Source organism: Herbidospora sp. NBRC 101105 (genome assembly GCF_030269205.1).
Taxonomy (GTDB): Bacteria; Actinomycetota; Actinomycetes; order Streptosporangiales; family Streptosporangiaceae; genus Herbidospora; species Herbidospora solisilvae.
The window spans coordinates 527756-546627 of record NZ_BSSX01000005.1 but is presented as its reverse complement, the minus strand read 5'-3'; the positions used below and the strand labels follow the sequence as shown (position 1 = coordinate 546627).

General features: G+C 69.1%; 19 protein-coding genes and 1 riboswitch. Of the genes, 10 read left to right on the top strand and 9 right to left on the bottom strand.

The features are described 5' to 3' along the window. Window positions 1–9 precede the first annotated feature (9 nt). Window positions 10–468 carry a protein-tyrosine phosphatase family protein gene (locus QSK34_RS23195; protein WP_285586499.1) on the top strand — a complete coding sequence of 153 codons (459 nt, stop codon included), beginning with the start codon at window positions 10–12 and terminating at the stop codon, window positions 466–468. Between the two features lie 54 nt (window positions 469–522). Here QSK34_RS23195 and QSK34_RS23190 read toward each other — a convergent pair whose 3' ends face one another. Together QSK34_RS23190 and QSK34_RS23185 are read right to left on the bottom strand one after the other, a co-directional pair. After that, a complete protein-coding gene (locus tag QSK34_RS23190) occupies window positions 523–2970 on the bottom strand; it encodes a DUF8508 domain-containing protein (RefSeq protein WP_285586497.1) in 2448 nt (815 codons plus the stop codon). A gap of 195 nt (window positions 2971–3165) precedes the next feature. Next, on the bottom strand, window positions 3166–3939 hold the full coding sequence (locus tag QSK34_RS23185; RefSeq protein ID WP_285586495.1) for an MBL fold metallo-hydrolase: 774 nt from the start codon (window positions 3937–3939) through the stop codon (window positions 3166–3168). Window positions 3940–4029: 90 nt separating this feature from the next. Next, window positions 4030–4244, top strand: a riboswitch (cobalamin riboswitch). Between the two features lie 74 nt (window positions 4245–4318). Between QSK34_RS23185 and QSK34_RS23180 the strand changes: the two genes are divergently transcribed. The 3 genes from QSK34_RS23180 to QSK34_RS23170 all read left to right on the top strand — a co-directional run bounded on the left by QSK34_RS23180 (window position 4319) and on the right by QSK34_RS23170 (window position 9257). Next, entirely contained in the window at window positions 4319–6598 is a 2280-nt protein-coding gene (locus tag QSK34_RS23180; protein ID WP_285586493.1) for a ribonucleoside-diphosphate reductase subunit alpha, read from the top strand. After that, window positions 6598–7593 (top strand): ribonucleotide-diphosphate reductase subunit beta, encoded by a 996-nt coding sequence (locus QSK34_RS23175; protein WP_161479990.1) that lies wholly within the window; start codon window positions 6598–6600, stop codon window positions 7591–7593. Before QSK34_RS23180 ends, QSK34_RS23175 begins: the two co-directional genes overlap by 1 nt. Window positions 7594–7715: 122 nt before the next feature. Then, entirely contained in the window at window positions 7716–9257 is a 1542-nt protein-coding gene (locus QSK34_RS23170; protein WP_285586491.1) for a GAF domain-containing sensor histidine kinase, read from the top strand. On the opposite strand, the gene QSK34_RS23165 is transcribed toward QSK34_RS23170, so the two are convergent. After that, the gene (locus QSK34_RS23165) at window positions 9250–9654 is read right to left on the bottom strand and encodes a pyridoxamine 5'-phosphate oxidase family protein (protein WP_285586489.1); all 405 of its coding nucleotides are present in this window, start codon (window positions 9652–9654) and stop codon (window positions 9250–9252) included. The two genes, QSK34_RS23170 and QSK34_RS23165, sit on opposite strands and share 8 nt — an antisense overlap. A gap of 51 nt (window positions 9655–9705) precedes the next feature. After that, window positions 9706–10347: a response regulator gene (locus QSK34_RS23160; protein WP_285586487.1), complete on the bottom strand. Its 642-nt coding sequence runs from the start codon at window positions 10345–10347 to the stop codon at window positions 9706–9708. A 70-nt stretch (window positions 10348–10417) separates the two neighbouring features. On the opposite strand from QSK34_RS23160, the gene QSK34_RS23155 reads away from it, so the two are divergent. Next, window positions 10418–10822 carry an SgcJ/EcaC family oxidoreductase gene (locus tag QSK34_RS23155; protein WP_285586485.1) on the top strand — a complete coding sequence of 135 codons (405 nt, stop codon included), beginning with the start codon at window positions 10418–10420 and terminating at the stop codon, window positions 10820–10822. On the opposite strand, the gene QSK34_RS23150 is transcribed toward QSK34_RS23155, so the two are convergent. Beyond that, on the bottom strand, window positions 10812–11297 hold the full coding sequence (locus QSK34_RS23150) for a TspO/MBR family protein (protein WP_285586484.1): 486 nt from the start codon (window positions 11295–11297) through the stop codon (window positions 10812–10814). The genes QSK34_RS23155 and QSK34_RS23150 overlap by 11 nt on opposite strands. Window positions 11298–11353: 56 nt before the next feature. After that, window positions 11354–12667, bottom strand: a complete 1314-nt coding sequence (locus QSK34_RS23145; RefSeq protein ID WP_285586482.1) for an extracellular catalytic domain type 1 short-chain-length polyhydroxyalkanoate depolymerase — start codon at window positions 12665–12667, stop codon at window positions 11354–11356. Window positions 12668–12818: 151 nt separating this feature from the next. On the opposite strand from QSK34_RS23145, the gene QSK34_RS23140 reads away from it, so the two are divergent. After that, window positions 12819–13106: a hypothetical protein gene (locus tag QSK34_RS23140; RefSeq protein WP_285586480.1), complete on the top strand. Its 288-nt coding sequence runs from the start codon at window positions 12819–12821 to the stop codon at window positions 13104–13106. A 12-nt stretch (window positions 13107–13118) separates the two neighbouring features. Beyond that, a complete protein-coding gene (locus QSK34_RS23135) occupies window positions 13119–13946 on the top strand; it encodes a DUF72 domain-containing protein (protein ID WP_285586478.1) in 828 nt (275 codons plus the stop codon). Here the strand turns inward: QSK34_RS23135 and QSK34_RS23130 are convergent. Next, a complete protein-coding gene (locus QSK34_RS23130; RefSeq protein WP_285586476.1) occupies window positions 13943–14887 on the bottom strand; it encodes a GlxA family transcriptional regulator in 945 nt (314 codons plus the stop codon). The genes QSK34_RS23135 and QSK34_RS23130 overlap by 4 nt on opposite strands. An 85-nt stretch (window positions 14888–14972) precedes the next feature. Here QSK34_RS23130 and QSK34_RS23125 point away from each other — a divergent pair, with 85 nt between their 5' ends. Next, window positions 14973–15335 carry a hypothetical protein gene (locus QSK34_RS23125; protein WP_285586474.1) on the top strand — a complete coding sequence of 121 codons (363 nt, stop codon included), beginning with the start codon at window positions 14973–14975 and terminating at the stop codon, window positions 15333–15335. Here QSK34_RS23125 and QSK34_RS23120 read toward each other — a convergent pair. Beyond that, on the bottom strand, window positions 15332–16504 hold the full coding sequence (locus QSK34_RS23120; protein ID WP_285586472.1) for an AI-2E family transporter: 1173 nt from the start codon (window positions 16502–16504) through the stop codon (window positions 15332–15334). The two genes, QSK34_RS23125 and QSK34_RS23120, sit on opposite strands and share 4 nt — an antisense overlap. An 84-nt stretch (window positions 16505–16588) precedes the next feature. Beyond that, window positions 16589–17155: a DUF5324 family protein gene (locus tag QSK34_RS23115; RefSeq protein ID WP_161479478.1), complete on the bottom strand. Its 567-nt coding sequence runs from the start codon at window positions 17153–17155 to the stop codon at window positions 16589–16591. A gap of 144 nt (window positions 17156–17299) precedes the next feature. On the opposite strand from QSK34_RS23115, the gene QSK34_RS23110 reads away from it, so the two are divergent. Together QSK34_RS23110 and QSK34_RS23105 are read left to right on the top strand one after the other, a co-directional pair. Then, complete coding sequence (locus tag QSK34_RS23110; protein WP_161479479.1) at window positions 17300–17830, top strand: peptidylprolyl isomerase; 531 nt, start codon at window positions 17300–17302, stop codon at window positions 17828–17830. Window positions 17831–17937: 107 nt separating this feature from the next. Further along, a complete protein-coding gene (locus QSK34_RS23105) occupies window positions 17938–18804 on the top strand; it encodes a rhomboid family intramembrane serine protease (RefSeq protein WP_285586470.1) in 867 nt (288 codons plus the stop codon). Window positions 18805–18872: the final 68 nt, after the last annotated feature.

The following is an 18872-nucleotide window of genomic DNA, read 5'->3' as shown; positions in this document are numbered from 1 at the left end:
AATGGGCGAATGGAATACAGGTTCGTTCCCTTTGACGACCAGCCGTGGCACGAAATCATCCCCGGCCTTTTCATGGGCGGCCATTTCCGCAACGACTCCGGCGGCCTGCTCCCGGTGATCGTGGCCGACGAGTTCGACGTGGTCATCAGCATGATCCGCCTCGACGGCCACGGCCCGGGAACCTCGGCCGTCCACCACGCCTGCCACGTCCCCGACGGCCAACTGACCCCGGCCGAGATGGCCGAGGTCCGCGCGATGTCCGACCTCGCCGCCGAGGCGGTGCGGTCGGGGCGGAAGGTCCTGGTCAGGTGCAGGGCGGGCTACAACCGCTCGGGCCTGGTCGTGGCCCAGACCCTGCTCCTGCTGGGTCACGGCCTGGACGAGGCGATCAATCTGGTGCGGACAAAACGCTCGTCGTTCGCCCTGCACAACCCGCATTTCGTGGAATACCTGAACGCCGGTACATGAGAAAGCGCCCGTCCCCCGGGGAAGAGGACGGGCGCTTCTGATTTGCGAAAGGTGTTACTCGACGTCCACGACCGGGCTGCCCGGGCGGCACCGCTCGGGGAGCGGCTCCGTGTTGCACCCCGTCAGGATCCGCAGGATCTGCGGGTCGTGGTCGGAGGCCTGGTCGGAGAACTCGGCGTTGATGTGCACGACGCCGTAGGCGTAACCCTTGATGTTCGGGGTCACCAGGATGTGGTCGAGCGCCTGCGAGTTGCCGTCGAAGATGTACGAGTACCGCTCACCGGCGGGCAGGTCGTTGATCAGCGCCTTCAGGAGCGCGCCGTTGTCGGTGAGGGTCGAGACGGCGGGTGAGAACTGGTAGTCGTTGATGTCGCCCAGGACCACCGCGCGGGCCTGGCCGCCGCTCTTGGCGTTCAGGTCGGCGATGAAGTTGCGCACCTCGGTCGCCTGCGCGATGCGCTGGACCTCGGTGGTGCGGTTCGGCGGCTGGACGGCGGCCGAGTGGGGGTGGTCGCCACCCTTGCTGTTGAAGTGGTTGGCGACGACGAAGAGCTGCTTGTTGCCGTCGTACAGGAACTCTCCCACGAGCGGCTTGCGGCTGGACGACCACGCCGACGACGTCGGGTTGATGCGGCCGGGGCTGGCCGACAGGTAGACCTGGTTGCTCGTCGGACGCTCGCGCAACACCGTCACGGCGGTGTCGGCGTCGCCGCCCGGACGGTCCACGAAGGTGGTCCGGGCCGGGTTGAACAGGAAGACCTGGCGGATGTTGCCGCCGGGGGCGCCGCCGTCGGTGCCCTCGTTGGGGTCGATCGAGCGCCAGTCGTAGGTCGGGCCGCCGGCCGCGACGATGGCCGCGATGAACTTGGCCACGGTCTGGTCGGCCGCCACGGTGCCGGTGGCGGTGCCGTTGTTGTCCTGGATCTCCTCCAGGGCCAGGATGTCCGGCGTGCCGAGGTTGACGACCACGGCCTCGGCGAGGCGCTGGTACTTCGCCGCCGAGTCGCCGACGGTCAGGTTCTCGACGTTGTACGTCGCGATCGACAGGTCGCCGGCCTTCTTCGCCGGGGTCACCTTCTGGCGCTTGAGGCCGCCCTCGGTGATGGCGCCGAGCTGGGTGGCCTGGAGGACGTAGCCGCCGAAGCTCTGGTAGTCGATGACGCCGGTGGTGCCGGCGGCCAGCGTCGAGCCGACGTTGGCCGCGGGGGCGCCGACGAGCGACTGGATGAAGAACCGGCCCGCGTTGTTGTCGGCGTAGTCGAGGTAGATGTGGCCGCCGCGCGGGGTCGGGTTGTGCGCCGGGTCGAAGGTGACCCACAACTCGCCGAACTCGGTGTTGACCGGGCTGACCAGCTTGGTGGTCTCCGCGACGGTGGCGCGCATGCCCTCGTGGACCTCCAGCCAGTCGAGCACGTACGACGACGGCTCCAGCGGCTGGGCCTCAAGGGAGCCCGACTTGGTGTAGGCCGGGGGCAGGTCCACGGTCACCGGCGCGGGCAGCGGGTTTCCGCTCGACAGCTTGACGGTGCTGACGGTGCCGCCGAGCTCGGTCAGCGCCTGCGAACCCGTGGCGGGGCGATACTCGGTGACGCGGCCGGAGGCCAGCACCGAGTCGCCGGGCACGACCGTCGGCGAGGTCGTGCCCATGAAGACGAAGATGCCCTCTGAGGTCAGCGGGTCGGCGTCGACCGACGGGTCCTGCATCCAGTAGCCGCGCGAGCTGCCGGTGGTGCGGACGGCGGTGACGATGCCGGGCACGTTGGTGACGTTCTGGCCGACGATCGGGGAGATCCGGCCGCTGCCCTGGATGTCGTGGATGCGCACGGCGCCGGGCGTAGGGTCGGTCGGGCCGCCCGTGTCGGTCGCGGTGACCGTGGTGCCGGCCGAGTTGGTGGCCTTCGGCACACCGGCGGTGAAGTCGACCGAGTTGTTGTCGGTGTCGGTCATAGCGCCGGACCGGGCGGCGGCCGTGGTGTTCGACAGGCCGGGGGCCGCGAGGGTCTCGACGTTGGCGGTCGCGCCGTAGCCGACGAGGTCCTTCACGTTCGGGGCGGTCGCGCAGGAGGTGCCGCAGCCGACCAGCGGGACCTGCGCGGTGACCAGCGCGACGACACCCGAGGTGGCCGACATCGGGATCGAGCCGGTGGCGTCGGGGGTCGGCAGGCTCAGCGTGCCGCCGGCGCCGGGCGCCTGCTGGACCAGGTACTTGCCGTGGGCCGGGATCGTTCCGCTCAGGTTCGTCATCTGGAAGACGGCACCTGCGGCCGAGGCGTATTGAACGCTCCAACCGGACACGTTGATCGGGCTGCCGGTGAGGTTCGCCAGCTCGATGTAGTCGTTCTTGATGGTCGCGCCCGAGTTGCCGCCACCGCCGTAGACGCCGGAGATGACGACGTCGGTCGAGAGGGCGCTCGCGGGAGCCGGGACGGTCGTCAGGGTGGCCGCGACCGCTAACGACAGACCTGCCGCAGCGATCAGGCGGCGTGCTCTGGGATTAGCCACAGGTGTTCTGCTCCTTGGGGGAGATGGTCTCCACAGAGCATGGTGGCACCGCATATGCCTTGGAAATGGCACATTCTGCTACTACCGAGGAGTTCGCCGTTTCTTTCCGTGACGTTTCACTTCGCCCAGGTCCGCGACGTGGACAAACGGCTTTCTGACGACACTCGTGGACGGATCACCGACAATCCCAGTCGGCTAGAACGAGGTCGACTCTCCGGGCTCCAAGAGGTGCAGCCGGTCGGCGAGTTCGTACTTCTCGAAGGCGTCCAGCAGGTCGGCCGGGCCCTCGGTGAAGTGCTGCCAGCCCTCCATGTGGACGGGGATCACCACCTCCGCGCCGGTGATCAACGTCGCCTCCACCACCTCCTCGGCCGTGAAGGTCAGGAAGCCGTCGAGCAGCGGGGTCCGGGCCGCGCCGGCGAAGAAGACGCCGGCGTCCATCGGGCCGAGCCGTTCGGTGATCTCGCGGGTCGCCTCAAGCGAGGCGTTGTCGCCGCTCACGTAGATCGCCGGTAGATCGAAGGCGGTCAGCACGAAGCCCGTCACCGGGCCGGTGAGATCTTCCGTGCCGGGTGGCCCGTGGCGGCCGGGCACCCACGTGATGCGGAGGGAGCCGCCGTCGGGCCGCTCGAAGGTCCGGTGTTCCCAGGGCCGCAGGCCGGTGATGTCCTCACCGAGCCGTTCGGCCGCCTCGGGCGTGGTCAGCACCTCGGGCACCTCGTCGAGCAGGGCCCGGCCCGAGCGGTCGAGGTTGTCGGCGTGCTGATCGTGGGAGAGCAGGACGATGTCGAGATCGCCCAGTTCCTCCGGGGAGACGGCCGGGCCGGTGGTCTTGATGAGCGTCCGGGTGCCGCTGGGGATCGGTCCGGGCGCGTCGAAGGCCGGATCGGTGAGCAGCCGGAGGCCGCCGATCTCCAGCAGCGCCGTGGGCCCGCCCACCAGTCGCACGGTGCAGGTTTTCCGCTCCATCACCCCATCCTGCGCACACTCCGCCAGGGGGATTCGTCCGGGGGTGCCGGACACCACATGTTGATGTGACAGCCGATCTCGATCCCAGATATGGTGTCTCACGCGTTGGTTCGCCCCGCCCGCCAGCCGGGGCGCCGTAAGAGGGAACCCGGTGGGAATCCGGGACTGCCCCGCAGCGGTGAGTGGGAACGAAAGCCGTCAATCGAGCACTGGGCTGCCGAAGGCCTGGGAAGCGACGGCCGGTAGGCGCTTCGCGACGAAGCACGCCCGCGAGTCCGAAGACCTGCCAATCGCGTTTTGGTCCGAGGCCGCGTGGGACGGCCCCGCCCGGTGCCCTCGTGCCCGCGCGCCTCGGTGAGTTCGCGAGGAGAGGACGAGGATGCGCATCAAGAAGCGCGACGGCTCGCTCGAACCGGTCGACGTGACCAGGATCGTGGCCGCGGTGGAGAGTTGTTCCGGCGGGCTCGACGACGTCGAGCCGCTGCGGGTCGCCACCAGGACGATCAGTGGCCTGTACGACGGCGCCACCACCGCCGAACTCGACCGTCTGTCGATCCAGACCGCCGCCGAGATGATCGGCGAGGAGCCGCAGTACTCCCGGCTGGCCGCGCGGCTGCTGGCGGCGTACATCCGCAAGGAGGTCGAGGCCGACACGTTCAGCCGGTCGATCAAGGAGGGCCACGCCCTCGGCCTGATCGGCGACACCACCGCCGCCTTCGTGGCCGACCACGCCGACCTGCTCGACGCCACGATCGACACCGGCAACGACCGGCGGTTCGAGTACTTCGGCCTGCGCACCGTGTACGACCGCTACCTGCTCCGCCACCCCCAGACCCGGCTCCCCGTGGAGACCCCGCAGTTCTGGCTGCTCCGGGTGGCCTGCGGGCTGGCGCGCACGCCCGAGGAGGCGGTCGAGCTCTACCGCCTGATGTCGTCGCTGTCCTACCTGCCCAGCTCGCCGACGCTGTTCAACTCCGGCACCGGGCACACCCAGATGTCGTCGTGCTACCTGGTCGACTCCCCGCGCGACGAGCTCGGCTCGATCTACGAGCGGTACGCCCAGGTCGCCCACCTGTCGAAGTTCGCCGGCGGCATCGGCATCTCCTGGTCGCGGGTCCGGTCGAGGGGGGCCCTGATCAAGGGCACCAACGGCCACTCCAACGGCATTGTGCCGTTCCTGCGCACCCTCGACGCCTCCGTGGCCGCCGTCAACCAGGGCGGCCGCCGCAAGGGCGCCGCGTGCGTCTACCTGGAGCCCTGGCACCCCGACGTCGAGGAGTTCCTGGAGCTGCGGGACAACACCGGCGAGGACGCCCGCCGCACCCACAACCTCAACCTGGCGAACTGGATCCCCGACGAGTTCATGCGCCGCGTCGAGGCCGACCAGATGTGGTCGCTGTTCGACCCGAACGAGCTGCCCGAGCTGCCCGACCTGTGGGGCGAGGCCTTCGACGAGGTCTACCGCAAGGCGGAGCAGGACGGCCGTCAGGTGCGCCAGATCCGCGCCCGCGACCTCTACGCCAAGATGATGCGCACCCTGGCCCAGACCGGCAACGGCTGGATGACCTTCAAGGACACCTCGAACCGCACCTGCAACCAGGCCGCCGAGCCGGGCAACGTGGTGCACCTGTCGAACCTGTGCACCGAGATCATCGAGGTGTCGAACGACGAGGAGACCGCGGTCTGCAACCTGGGTTCGATCAACCTGGCCGCCCACCTGGCCGACGGCGGCATCGACTGGGCCAAGCTCCGCCGGACCGTCAAGACGGCCGTGGTCTTCCTCGACCGCGTGATCGACATCAACTACTACCCGACCAAGCAGGCCGCGGCGAGCAATCCCCGCTGGCGTCCGGTCGGCCTCGGGCTGATGGGGCTCCAGGACGTCTTCTTCGCGCTCCGGCTGCCCTTCGACTCCCCTGAGGCGAAGGAGCTCTCCACCCGGATCTCCGAGGAGATCTACCTGACCGCTCTGGACACCTCGGCCGACCTCGCGGCCGAACACGGTCCGCATCCGGCGTACCAGGAGACCTGGGCCGCCCGCGGCAGGCTCCAGCCCGACCTGCACGGCCTCAGCCCCGAATGGACCGCGCTCCGCGCGAAGATCGCCGAGTACGGGCTGCGCAACTCCCTGCTGATCGCCATCGCCCCGACCGCGACCATCGCCTCGATCGCGGGCTGCTACGAGTGCGTCGAGCCGCAGGTGTCGAATCTCTTCAAGCGCGAGACGCTCAGTGGAGAGTTCCTCCAGATCAACAACGCGCTGGTCGCCGAGCTCAAGGCGCGCGGCCTGTGGACGGAGCCGATCCGCACGGCCATCCGTCAGGCCGAGGGCTCGGTCCAGGGCATCGCCGAACTGCCCGGCGAGATCAGGACCCTGTTCCGGACCGCCTGGGAACTGCCCCAGCGGGCGCTGGTCGACATGGCGGCGGCGCGCGGCCCGTACATCGACCAGAGCCAGTCGCTCAACCTGTTCATGGCCAGCCCGACCATCGACAAGCTCTCGTCGATGTACCTCTACGCCTGGAAGTCGGGCCTCAAGACCACCTACTACCTGCGCTCGCGCCCCGCGACGCGCATCCAGCAGGCCACCGTGCCGGTGCTGACCGCCGCCGAGGTCTGCTCCCTGGAGAACCCCGAGTCCTGTGAGGCGTGCCAGTGATGCTGCTCGACCCCGGCATGAGCCTGACCCTGCGCCCGATGCGCTACCCGGCGTTCTTCGAGCGCTACCGCGACGCCATCAAGAACACCTGGACCGTCGAGGAGGTCGACCTCCACTCCGACCTCGCCGACCTGGGGAGGTTGTCGCCCGCCGAACGCCACCTGGTGTCGCGGCTGGTGGCCTTCTTCGCCACGGGTGACACGATCGTCGCCAACAACCTGGTGCTCAACCTCTACCAGCACGTCAACGCCCCCGAAGCGCGCCTCTACCTGTCGCGGCAGCTCTTCGAGGAGGCCGTGCACGTGCAGTTCTACCTGAACCTGCTCGACACCTACGTGCCCGACGAGCAGGAGCGCTTCGAGGCCTTCGCGGCCGTCGAGAACATCCCGTCGATCAGCCGCAAGGCCGAGTTCTGCTTCCGCTGGATCGATTCCCTGGGCGACCTCAAGAGCCTGGAGACCAAGGCCGACCGGCGGGCCTTCCTGCTCAACCTCATCTGCTTCGCCGCGTGCATCGAGGGCCTGTTCTTCTACGGCGCCTTCGCGTACGTCTACTTCCTGCGCTCCCGAGGCCTGCTGAACGGCCTGGCCTCGGGCACGAACTGGGTGTTCCGCGACGAGTCGATGCACATGGCGTTCGCGTTCGACGTCGTCGAGGTGGCCCGCGCCGAGGAGCCCGACCTGTTCGACGACGACCTGATCGCCGAGATCAGGCGCATGCTCGCCGAGGCGGTCGACTGCGAGGCCCAGTTCGCCGAAGACCTCCTCGGCCAGGGCGTGCCGGGCATGTCGATCGCCGACATGCGCCTCTACCTGGAGCACGTCGCCGACCGCCGGCTGGCCCAGCTCGGCGTCCCGCCCCTGTACGGCTCGAAGAACCCCTTCGCCTTCATGGAGCTCCAGGACGTGCAGGAGCTCTCGAACTTCTTCGAGCGCAAGGTCTCGGCCTACCAGGTCGGCGTCACCGGCACGGTCAGCTTCGACGCCGACTTCTAGCCGCGCCCGCTCATCCGCGCCCCGGTGACCGTCACGCCCTTCGACGAGACGGTCACCGGTGGACCCGCCCGACCCGCGTCAGCAGGTCGCCCCGCGCCGCCGGTTAGGAGCAGAATGTCGGCATGGCTCACCCTCTCGTGCCCAGCATGCGCCTGGATGAGCTGCTCGCCGAACTGCAGACCCGGCTCGACGCCGTGCTGGCCACCCGTGACCGCGTCCACTCGTTGCTGGAGGCCGTGGTCCTCATCGGGAGCGACCTCCAGCTGGAGACCGTGCTGGGCCGGATCGTGGAGACCGCCGCCCGGCTGGTCGACGCCACCTACGGCGCGCTGGGCGTGGTGGGCGAGGAGTCCACCCTCCTGGAGTTCATCCCGGTCGGGCTGAGCGAGGAGGAGATCGCCCGCATCGAGCACTGGCCCCACGGCCTGGGGCTGCTCGGCCTGCTCATCAAGGAGCCGAAGCCGCTGCGGCTGGCGCGGATCTCCGACCACCCCGACTCCTACGGCTTCCCGCCCGGCCATCCGCCGATGGGCAGCTTCCTGGGCGTGCCGCTGCGGGTGCGCGACGAGGTCTTCGGCAACCTCTACCTGACCGAGAAACGCGGCGGCGCCGAGTTCGACGAGGAGGACCAGGCGGTCGTCACGGCGCTCGCCACGGCCGCCGGCGTCGCGATCGAGAACGCCCGCCTGTTCGAGGAAACCCGCCGCCGAGAGATGTGGCTGCAGGCGTCGTCCGAGGTCACCACGAGCCTGCTGTCGGGCGCCGGGCCACACGAGGTGCTCACCCACGTCGTCGGCCGGGCCCGCGAGATGGCCGACGCCGACGTCGCCGTGCTGCGCTTCGGCAACGGCACCGAGATCGTCGACGGCGACCTCGCCGACCTCGTCGACCAGGCGTCGATACCGCTGGGCCGCGTCGGTTCGGTGCGCGCGGTGCTCCAGCTCGGCAAACGGCCGGGCCGCCTGCCGTTCACGCCGTCGCTGCTGCGCATGCTGAGCGCCTTCGCCGACCAGGCCTCGATCGCGCTGGAACTGGCCGAGGCCCGGGAGGACGCCGAGCGCCTGGGCCTGCTGGAAGACCGCCACCGCATCGCCAAAGACCTGCACGACGTCGTCATCCAGCGCCTGTTCGCCACCGCCATGACGCTGATGAGCACGGTCAAACTGGTCGAACACCCCGAGGCGGCGACCCGGGTCAGGCACACGATCGACGAGCTCGACGAGACGATCCGGCAGATCCGCTCCACCATCTTCGCCCTCCAGTCACCGGCCGTGATGGGCGAGCAGAGCCTCCGCTCCCACATCGTCGAACTGGTCGAGGGCGCCCGCGGCCACCTGGGCTTCATGCCCGGCCTGCGGATGGACGGCTGGCTCGACAACGCCGTGGGCGACGCGGTCGCCGAACAGCTGCTCGCCGTCCTGCGCGAGGCCCTCTCCAATCTTGTACGCCACGCGAAGGCCACCCGCGCCGAAGTGGTGGCCGAGGTGACCGGCGGGGTGCTGACCCTGATCGTCCAGGACGACGGCGTCGGCGTCACCGACGGGGGCCGCCGCAGCGGCCTGCGCAACCTGGAGGAGAGGGCGGTCCTGCTGGGCGGCTCGTTCTCGATCGGCGCGGCCGACGGCTGGCACACCCGCCTGCGCTGGAGCGTGCCCGTCAGTTGATCCGGCGGCCCGACACCTCATCGGTGGAGAGCGTCACGAAGTGGTCGAACGCCGAGGGCGCCCAGGGCATCAGCGGCAACCTCGACAACCGGGCGACCTCCTCGGGCGCGGTCACCCCGCGGGCGTGCCCGAGCACGGTCACCGACCAGCCCGACCCGGTCTCCCTGTCGACGTCGTCGATCTCGAACGCCACCACGGCGTCACGGGTCGCGGCGGCCAGGCGGGAACCGATGGCGGTCCTGATGACGACGGTCTCCCCGTCGAGGACGTAGTTGACCGGCTGGACGGCGGGCAGCGCCCGATAGGTGAACACGAGCCGCCCGATGGGCGTGGTGGCCAGCAGGCGCAGGCACTCCTCCCGCGACAACACCGTGAGCCCGGCCGAGTCGATTCTCATGTCGTGAGTCTGCCGGTAACGGCATATAGGGGATTAGGGACCTAAGTCCTATTAATCGCGCCGATCTGCCCTCATGCGGGCCGCGAGCGCCGCCGCCTGGGTGCGCCGCTGCATGTTGAGCTTGGCCAGCAGGTTGGAGACGTAGTTCTTGACGGTCTTCTCCGCCAGATACATGCGCTCTCCGATCTGCCGGTTGGTCAGCCCTTCGCCGATGAGCTCCAGGATCGTGCGCTCCTGCTCCGACAACGCCCCCAGCGGGTCGGTGCGGCTCGCCTGGTCGCGCAGCCGGTGGAGCATCGACGCGGTGGTCTGCGGGTCGAGCAGCGACTGCCCGGCGGCGACGGTGCGGACCGCGCCCACCAGGTCGGAGCCGTGGATCTGCTTCAGCACGTAACCGGCCGCCCCGGCCATCACGGCCTCGAAGAGGGCGTCGTCGTCGGCGTAGGAGGTGAGCATCAGGCAGGCCAGACCGGGCACCTGGCTCCGCACGTCACGGCAGACCTTGACGCCGTCGCCGTCGGGCAGCCGGACGTCCAGGATCGCCACGTCGGGCCGCAGGGCGGGGATGCGCGCGACGGCCGCGGCGGCGGTGCCGGCCTCGCCGACGACCTCGATGTCGTCCTCCGACTCCAGCAGCGCCGCCACTCCACGCCGCACGACCTCGTGGTCGTCGAGCAGGAAGACACGAATCATGGGACGAATGTAGATACCGGAGGTCCTCAGCGGAAGGGACCTAAGCCCTCCTTGACCTCAAGCTCACTTGATGAAGCACGCTCAGCTCATGGACACCGAGGAGATCAGGGCCGTCGTCGCGACCGTCGAGCACGCCCAGCAGAACGAACTGACCGAGGAGTTCGTGGCGCTCTTCCGCCACGACGCGATCTGGACCACCGGCCACGGCCGCCGCCTGTTCGGCCGCGACGAGATCGCCGCCTTCACCCGGAAGGTGCTGCCGGGCGCGATGAAGGACCTGTCGGTGACCTTCGAGGTCGAGCACGTGCTGTTCCTCCGCCCGGACGTCGCCGCCGTGAAGGTGGTGCAGCGCTACCACTCGCCCGACGGCGACCCCGTGGGCAACCCGGGTTCGCCGATGTGGGTCATGACCAGGGAGGACGGCCGATGGTTGCTGACCGCCTGCCAGAACACCGAGGTCCTCCCTACGTATTGAGCCGGCCGAACTCGTAGCTCAGCGCGGTGAGATAGACCGTCCAGGCCATGAACGGAAGCAGGAGCAGGGCCGCCATCCTGCTGTCGCGCCAGAAGACGACGAAGCCGACGACCTGGAGCGCGAGGAAGATCGCCGCGTCGATCGCGGCCAGGTAGTGAAGGCGGAGCCCGAGCGAGAGCGGCGCCCACAGGAAGTAGGCGACCAACTGGGCCACCCACCACCAGAGGGCGAGCGGCCGGGCCTGTTCGTACCAGAGCAGACCGGCGATCAGGGCGAAGGTGAGCGAGAGGAAGGCGAACATCGGCCCGTGCAGCCAGATGGGCAGCTCGAAGGGGGGACGCTGGACCTCCGCCAACCCCGGCCGCGCGTTCTGCGCGATCACGCGGTTGTCGATCGCCGTGGCGAGCACGGCGAGCAGCGCGAGCACCAGCCCCGGCCAGCGCCGGAGCCAGTGGGTACGCGGGGGTTCACTCATGGTGACACCGTAACGTCCCGTAAAACGGCCCGGCCGGAGCCAGGCCGTTTCGCGGGTCACACGACGGTGCAGGCGGTTCCGTTCAGCGTGAACGCGCTGGGCCGCGCGGTGTTGCCGCTGTGGTTGGCGTTGAACCCGAACGACTGGGTCCCGTTCACGGGGATCGTCGCGTTGTAGGCCAGGTTCCGCGCTGTGACGTTCCCGCTGGCCGGCGAGACCGTGGAGTTCCACGCCGAGGTCACCGTCTGCCCGGAGGGCAGCGTGAAGGCAAGGTTCCACGAGTTGACCGGGCTGGTCCCGGTGTTGGTGATCGTCACACTGGCCGTCAGCCCGGTGTTCCAGGGATTGACGGTGTACGCCACCCGGCACGGCCCGTTGTTGGGGCTCGGCGAGGGAGAGGGCGAGGGCGACGGGGACGGGGACGGCGACGGGGAAGGAGAGGGCGACGGAGAGGGTGACGGGGAAGGCGACGGTGACGGCTGGGTGCCGTCGAGGCCGAAGAAGCTGATCGCCATCGCGGCCTGGCCCGACAGCGGCAGGTTGTGGCCGACGCCCTGGAGGCTGATCGCCTCGACCTGGGTGCCGTAGCGGGTCCGCGTCCAGCCCGAGCGCGGGGTGTCGGTGGAGGTCGGGGTCTGCGACAGGCCGTGGACGTTGGTCCACTGCTTGATCTGCTCCTGGAAGTTCGGGTAGCGCAGCGTGGCGTCCTCGGTGCCGTGCCAGATCTGCATCCGCGGCCGGGGCCCGCTGTAGCCCGGGTAGGCGCCGCGCACCAGGTCACCCCACTGCTGCGCGGTCCTGATGAGCTGCCCGTTGGCGCACTGGCTGTTCCACGTCGATCCGCCCGTGGTGGCGAAACAGGCGAACGGCACCCCCATGAACGCCGCCCCGGCCCGGAACACGTCGGGGTAGTCGCCCAGCAGGACGTTGGTCATCATGCCGCCCGAGGACGCGCCGGTGGCGAAGACGCGGTCGGGGTCGGCGTTGTAGCGCGACTTCACGTAGTTGACCATCGAGACGATGCCGACGGGGTCGCTGTTGCCGTTGTGGGTGAGCGCGCCGGAGGTGTAGACGTCGAAACACTGGCCGCTGCGGGTCGCCGACGGGTAGATCACGATGAACCCGTAGCGGTCGGCGAGGGAGGCGAACTCCGTGCCCGAGTAGAAGGCGGGCCCTGTCCCGGTGCAGTAGTGCACCGCCACCAGGATCGCCGGGCGGGGGGCGACGTTGTCGGGGACGTACAGGTGCATGCGCAGGTTGGTGGGGTTGGTGCCGAAACCCGTCACCTCGACGAGCGACGCCGCCTGCGCGGGCCGCAGGGGTAACAGCCCCGCGGCGAGGATCACGAGGGCGGCCAGGAGTCGTTTCATGCTTCCTCCGAGAGTTCGAAACATTCCGAGAGTGATCCGAAATATTTCAGGCCGCAATGTTCCGGATTAGGGAGAGAAGCCCACCTGGGAGGGGTCATGAAACATTCGGAAAGAGGTTCTTCCGGAAGGCCGGACAGGTGGTGAAATCGTCGTGCGTGCAGCGCTGGCCGCCCTCCAGGAAGTCGACCGTGGCCTGGATCTCGGCGATCCGCGCTTGAGGTCGTCCCGGTGCCGTTTGATGATCGCCTTCCGGTCGGGCGGCGCCGCGAAGAGCGCCCGGATGTCCGGCAGCGACAACCCGCCTGCCGCGCCCGGACGATCGGTGTTGAACCTTGCCAAGGGGCAGGCGGGCGAGGAGATCATCGCCTGGCGCGACGACCAGCGCCGGAGGGCCGCCTGTTCCTGGCCGTCCCCGTTTTCGTCACCACGGCGCAGGTGATTGCATGACCCCATGCGACGTCGACTTCACGTGGGCTGTGCGATGTGGAACCAGAAGTCGTGGCCGTCACAGGGCCTGGCCGACTACGCGACCTACTGCAACGCCGTCGAGGGCAACACGACCTTCTACGCCGTCCCGTCGCGCGAGACCGTCGAGTCGTGGGCCCGCCAGACCGACCCCGACTTCCGCTTCCTGATCAAGCTCCCCAAGACCATCACCCACGAACGCCACCTGACCGGCGCGGCCGACGAACTCCGGGCCTTCCTGCACACGATGGAACCCCTGGGCCCCCGCACCCACGCCCTGTGGATCCAGCTCCCCGGCGGCTTCGGCCCGCTCGACGTCGGCACCCTGGCGGCCTTCCTCCGCACCCTGCCCGGCGAGCACAGATACGCCGTCGAGGTCCGCCACCGCGCCTTCTTCGACGACGACCGGGCGATCACGGCGTTGGAGCGGGCCCTGGCCATCAGAGACGCCGAATGGGTGCCCTTCGACACGACCGTCCTGTTCGAGCGTCCCCCGACCTCCGACACCGAACGCGACGCCTGGACGAGGAAGCCGCGGATGCCCCGAAGGGACCGCGCGCTCACCGCCCACCCGCTGATCCGCTACATCGGCCGCGACGACCCCGACCGGACCGTCGAGGGCTGGGCCTTCTGGGTGGAGAAGACTGTCGAGTGGCTGAAGGAGGGCCGCTCGCCGACGGTGTTCGTGCACACCCCCGACAACGTCGACGCGCTCACCCTCAACCGGCGCTTCCACGAGGAGGTCCGGGCCCGGCTCCCCGAACTCGACCCGCTGCCCGAGCCCCCCGACGTGGAGCCGCTGACGCTCTTCTAACGGTTCTTCCGGAACGCCGACGGGGCGATGCCGAAGCGGCTGGTGAAGGCCTGCCGCAACGACTCCGCCCGGCCGAAGCCGGTCCGCTGGGCGATCACCGCCATCGTCAGATCGGTCCTCTCCAGCAGCCGCGCCGCCGCCTCAAGCCGGGCCTCGCGGACGTACCGGGCCGGTGACGAGCCCAGGTGCTTCACGAACAGCCGGGTCAGGTGGCGTTCGCTGGTGCCCGCGCGGCGGGCCAGGGCGGTCGTCGACAGGTCGTCGCACAGGTTGGCGCCGATGAAGGCGGTGAGGGTGCTCAGCGGGCCGTCGGGGGCGGGGGGTTTGACGAACATGCTCATCTGGGCCTGGTTACCGGGGCGCTGCAGGTAGGTCACCAGGTGCCGGGAGGTCGTCCGGGCCACCTCGGCGCCGTGGTCCTCCTCGATGAAGGCCAGGGTGAGGTCGAGCGCGGCGGTCACCCCGGCCGAGGTGGCGACCGCGCCCTCGCGGATGAAGATGGGGTCGGGGTCGACCGTGATCTTTGGATGGCGGGCGGCCAGGCGGGGGGCGTCCCGCCAGTGGGTGGTGGCCCGGCGGCCGTCGAGCAGGCCGGTCTCGGCCAGGACCGACGCGCCCGTGCAGACCGAGGCGACCCGGCGGGTGATCGCGGCGAGCCGCCGGATGTGGGCGACCAGCAGGGGGTTGTCGGCGGCGTCCTGGCAGCCGATCCCCCCGGCGACGATCAGGGTGTCGAGCGGGCCGGTCTCGTGTTCGAGCGAGGTCTGCGCGGCCAGCGTCAGGCCGCTGCCGCAGACGACCGGACGGCCGCCGAGGGTGGCGAACGAGACGTCGTAGGGAGGCGCGGCGCCGAACATGTTGGCCATGATCAGTGAGGTGGTGACGCAGGCGATGTCCAGTAATTCGGCGGCGGGATACCCGACGACCACGACTCTCCGCATGACAGCAGACTAAGAGCCCAGATTTCCGGACACATTGCCCTTCGGGCGTAGGTTCGGCTCCTTCTCGCGGACCATTCTCGACCGCATGAACTGGAGACGATTCGCCCTGCACTACCTGGAGATGGTCCTGGCGATGTTCGCCGGGATGTTCCTGCTCGGCCTGGTCACCAGCCGCTGGGACCTCGGCCCCGAGGCCGGCTACCTGGTCATGGCGACGAACATGTCGATCGGGATGGCCGTCGTCATGCTGCTGCGCGGGCACTCATGGCCGCGCACCCTGGAGATGTGCGCCGCCATGTACGCGCCCGCGCTCGTGGCGTTCCCGCTGTTCTGGGCCGGAGTGCTCGACGACCACGGCCTCATGATGGTCACCCACGTGATCATGTTCCCACTGATGCTCGCGGTGATGCTGCTCCGCCGCGAGGAGTACGCCCACGCCCACCACTAGAGCTTCTCCTGCCGGGGCAGGACCACCTCCCGCAGGATCAGCAGCAGCGCGGCGGCCAGCGGGATGCCCAGCAGGGCGCCCACCACGCCGAGCAGCGCACCGCCCAGCAGCGCGCCGATGATCGTCGCGATGGGCGGCACGTCGACCGACGACTTGAACACCCTCGGCGAGATCACGTAGTTCTCGATCTGCTGGTAGATCACGAAGAAGATCACACACGCGATGCCGACGGGCAGCGAGGTCAGCAGCCCCACCAGCGAGGCCACCACGGCCCCGATCACCGCGCCGACCATGGGGATCAGGTCGGTGATCGCCACGAAGATCGCCAGCGCCAGGGCGTAGGGGACCCCGGCGATGCTCAGGAAGATGAACGTCACCACGCCGGCGATCAGGGAGATGATCAGGTTGCCGCCGACGTAGCCGCCGATCTGCCTGATCACCTCGTCCACGAGCTTGGTCACCCGCTCGCGCCGCGAGCGCGGCACCAGCCGGTAGCCCGACTCCTTGATCGAGTTCAGCGACCCGAGGAAGTAGAGCGTCAGCACCAGCACCGTCAGGAAGCTGAACACGGCGCTGATCACCACTCCGGCCACGCCCAGCAACCCGCCGAAGAGCTGGCTGGCCAGGTCGCCGCTGGTGACGTACTGCGTCAGCTTGTCCAGAACCTGGTACTCCTGGTCGAGTGACCGGATCAGGGGATGGTTCTGGAGTTGCTGGACGAGTGTCGGCACGTCCTGGATGAATCCGGTCGTCTGCTCGGTGAGGGCGGGCACGATCGAGAGCGCGAAGATCGCGAAGAACGCGATCACCCCGACGAAGACGATCGTGATCGCCCAGATGCGGGCCATGCCCCGGCCGTGCAGCCACTCGACGGCCGGGTTGAGCCCGATCGCGAGGAACAGCGACACCACGATCAGCACCAGGACCGACCCGGCGGCGGCCACCATCTGCACCAGCCACCAGGCCGTCAGCACGCCAAGGGCGGCCACGAGGCCGAACATGAACGGGCTGTTGCCCATGGGCTTGCCGGGGCGGCCGAACGGCAGCTTGTGCTCGCCGGTCGACTCGGGTTCGGGCGGAGGCGGCGGTTCGGCCACGGCGCCGATGGGAGCGTGCGCGATGGGCACCTCGACCTGCGGGGGCCCGGAAGAAACGGATTTGTCCGTCACGAGAGCCAAGACTGCCCCAAACGTGCCCCCATACACAAAGAAGCCGGCGCCCGATCATGGGCGCCGGCTCCTCCGAGCAGGGCCTCAGGACATCCGGTTCTGCATCTCGTCGGCCTTCTGCTCCATCGTCTCGCCCGCCTGGTGAGCCGTCTGCTGAGCGCGGTGTCGCACGTGCTCCACCTTGTCGCGCACGGCGTCCTTGGTGTCGGACATGGTGTCCGCCCACTGCCGGGCGTTCCGCTTGTAGAGCGCGAAGCCGATCGCGCCCATCGCCAGCCCGCCCATCAGCACCATCATGGGCATCCGGGTCCGCCGCTTGACGATCGGCGGCGCCGGGTCGATCCGCCGCGCCATCTCGGCCATCATCGCGGCCACCCTGGGCGCGATGTGCTCCTCGAACGACACCGCCGCGTGGTCAAGCCGCGGCGCGGCCCAGTAGCGGGCGTCTTCGAGCCGGCTCGTCGCGACCTCACGGGCGGTGCCCGCGTAGTCGCGCGCGTTTCCGGCCATGCCGATCGCGCTGTCACGGGCCATTCCGGCCATCGGGCCGACCCTGTTGGCCGTGCGGTAGGCCGAGTGTTTCGCCCGGCTCGCCCATGTTTCTGGATAGTCGAGCGCGGCGCGCGCCTTCTTCTTCATTGTCCGGGACACGACAACCTCCCCTGTCGAATTGGGGCCCCGAGTCGTCACCTTCCCGCCCGAATGCCCCTCAATCATCACCAGGGGCGCTCCGGACGATCGCTACCCTTGCCCTTGGAAAACATCGAGTCTGTGACACAAAGGGGGCGGCCACGCATGGCTGAGAACCTCATCGCGACCCTGAACACCAACCGGGGCACGATCAAAATCAAGCTCTGGCCGAACCAGGCGCCGAAGACCGTGCGCAACTTCGTCGAGCTCGCCGAAGGCACCCGGGAGTGGACCCACCCCGAGACGGGCCAGAAGACCAACGCCAAGCTCTACGACGGCACGATCTTCCACCGCGTGATCGCCGGGTTCATGCTCCAGGGCGGCGACCCGCTGGGCCAGGGCATCGGCGGCCCCGGCTACGACTTCGACGACGAGATCCACACCGAGAACCAGTTCAACCGCCCCTACCTGCTGGCCATGGCCAACGCGGGCAAGCGGTTCGGCAAGGGCACCAACGGTTCGCAGTTCTTCATCACCGTCGCCAAGACCCCCCACCTCAACCAGGGGCACACGATCTTCGGCGAGGTCATCGAGGGCACCGAGGTGGTCGACGCGATCGCCACCACCGAGACCGACGGCCGCGACCGGCCGATCAAGGACGTCGTCCTGGAGTCGGTCACCATCGACCGGGTCTGATCGCCCGCGGCGGAGGCGCCCCACGGTGGGCGCCTTCGCCGTTTCCGTATGGCAGGCTGTGGTAAGGCCCCTCCGGAAGGACCCCATTGACCACCCAGCCTCCCTCGATGGAACCGGGCTCGGCGGCGGTGCCCACCTGCTACCGGCACCCCGAGCGCGAGACCTACGTCCGCTGCCAGCGGTGCGACAAGCCCATCTGCCCCGACTGCATGCAGAACGCGGCGGTCGGCTTCCAGTGCGTCGAGTGCGTCCGTGAGGGCAACAAGGGCGTCCGGCAGGCCAAGGCTCAGTTCGGCGGCGGCCACGTCACCGTGCCCCGGGTCACCTGGGCGCTGCTGGGCCTCAACGTGGTGGCCTACCTGGCCGAGCTGGTGCAGGGCAACGAGTTCGTCAACCAGTTCGCCACCTCGCCATTCCACATCTTCCAGGGCGAATACTGGCGGTTGCTCACCGGCGCCTTCCTGCACTCCCGGCCCACCTCGGCCTTCGCGATCACCCACATCCTGTTCAACATGTGGGCGTTGTGGGCCATCGGGCCGGAACTCGAACGCCGCCTGGGCCACGCGCGGTTCGCGGCGCTCTATCTGACCGCCGCGCTGGGCGGCTCAGTCGCCGTCTACCTGTTCAGCGCCTACTCGGCGGTCGGCGCCTCGGGCGCCATCTACGGCCTGTTCGGCGCGCTGTTCGTGATGGCCCGCCGCCTCGGCTACGACGCCCGCGGGGTGGTCTGGCTGATCGGGATCAACGTCTTCGTGACCTTCGTGATCCCCGGGATCAGCTGGCAGGGCCATCTGGGCGGCCTGGTCGTGGGCGCGCTGGTGGCCGTCATCTTCGCCTACGCGCCCGAACGCAACCGGGCGCTCATCCAGTGGGCCGGCGTGGCCGCCGTGCTGCTCGTGCTCGTGCTGACGGTGTATTTCGCCGATCCCTACGCGCTCATCGCCGAGGTGCACCGGCAGATGGGCACCCAGTGAACGAACGCGGGCTGATGCTTCCCCAGGCTGTGGAAAAACCTGTGGAAAGCCTCAGCCCGTCGTTGTGA

Bases quoted from the DNA above. Each gene is read 5' to 3' on its own strand.
- QSK34_RS23195 (WP_285586499.1), top strand. From the start codon at position 10: ATGGAATACAGGTTCGTTCCCTTTGACGACCAGCCGTGGCACGAAATC.
- QSK34_RS23185 (WP_285586495.1), bottom strand. From the start codon at position 3,939: ATGGAGCGGAAAACCTGCACCGTGCGACTGGTGGGCGGGCCCACGGCG.
- QSK34_RS23180 (WP_285586493.1), top strand. From the start codon at position 4,319: ATGCGCATCAAGAAGCGCGACGGCTCGCTCGAACCGGTCGACGTGACC.
- QSK34_RS23175 (WP_161479990.1), top strand. From the start codon at position 6,598: ATGCTGCTCGACCCCGGCATGAGCCTGACCCTGCGCCCGATGCGCTAC.
- QSK34_RS23170 (WP_285586491.1), top strand. From the start codon at position 7,716: ATGGCTCACCCTCTCGTGCCCAGCATGCGCCTGGATGAGCTGCTCGCC.
- QSK34_RS23165 (WP_285586489.1), bottom strand. From the start codon at position 9,654: ATGAGAATCGACTCGGCCGGGCTCACGGTGTTGTCGCGGGAGGAGTGC.
- QSK34_RS23160 (WP_285586487.1), bottom strand. From the start codon at position 10,347: ATGATTCGTGTCTTCCTGCTCGACGACCACGAGGTCGTGCGGCGTGGA.
- QSK34_RS23155 (WP_285586485.1), top strand. From the start codon at position 10,418: ATGAAGCACGCTCAGCTCATGGACACCGAGGAGATCAGGGCCGTCGTC.
- QSK34_RS23150 (WP_285586484.1), bottom strand. From the start codon at position 11,297: ATGAGTGAACCCCCGCGTACCCACTGGCTCCGGCGCTGGCCGGGGCTG.
- QSK34_RS23145 (WP_285586482.1), bottom strand. From the start codon at position 12,667: ATGAAACGACTCCTGGCCGCCCTCGTGATCCTCGCCGCGGGGCTGTTA.
- QSK34_RS23135 (WP_285586478.1), top strand. From the start codon at position 13,119: ATGCGACGTCGACTTCACGTGGGCTGTGCGATGTGGAACCAGAAGTCG.
- QSK34_RS23130 (WP_285586476.1), bottom strand. From the start codon at position 14,887: ATGCGGAGAGTCGTGGTCGTCGGGTATCCCGCCGCCGAATTACTGGAC.
- QSK34_RS23125 (WP_285586474.1), top strand. From the start codon at position 14,973: ATGAACTGGAGACGATTCGCCCTGCACTACCTGGAGATGGTCCTGGCG.
- QSK34_RS23110 (WP_161479479.1), top strand. From the start codon at position 17,300: ATGGCTGAGAACCTCATCGCGACCCTGAACACCAACCGGGGCACGATC.
- QSK34_RS23105 (WP_285586470.1), top strand. From the start codon at position 17,938: ATGGAACCGGGCTCGGCGGCGGTGCCCACCTGCTACCGGCACCCCGAG.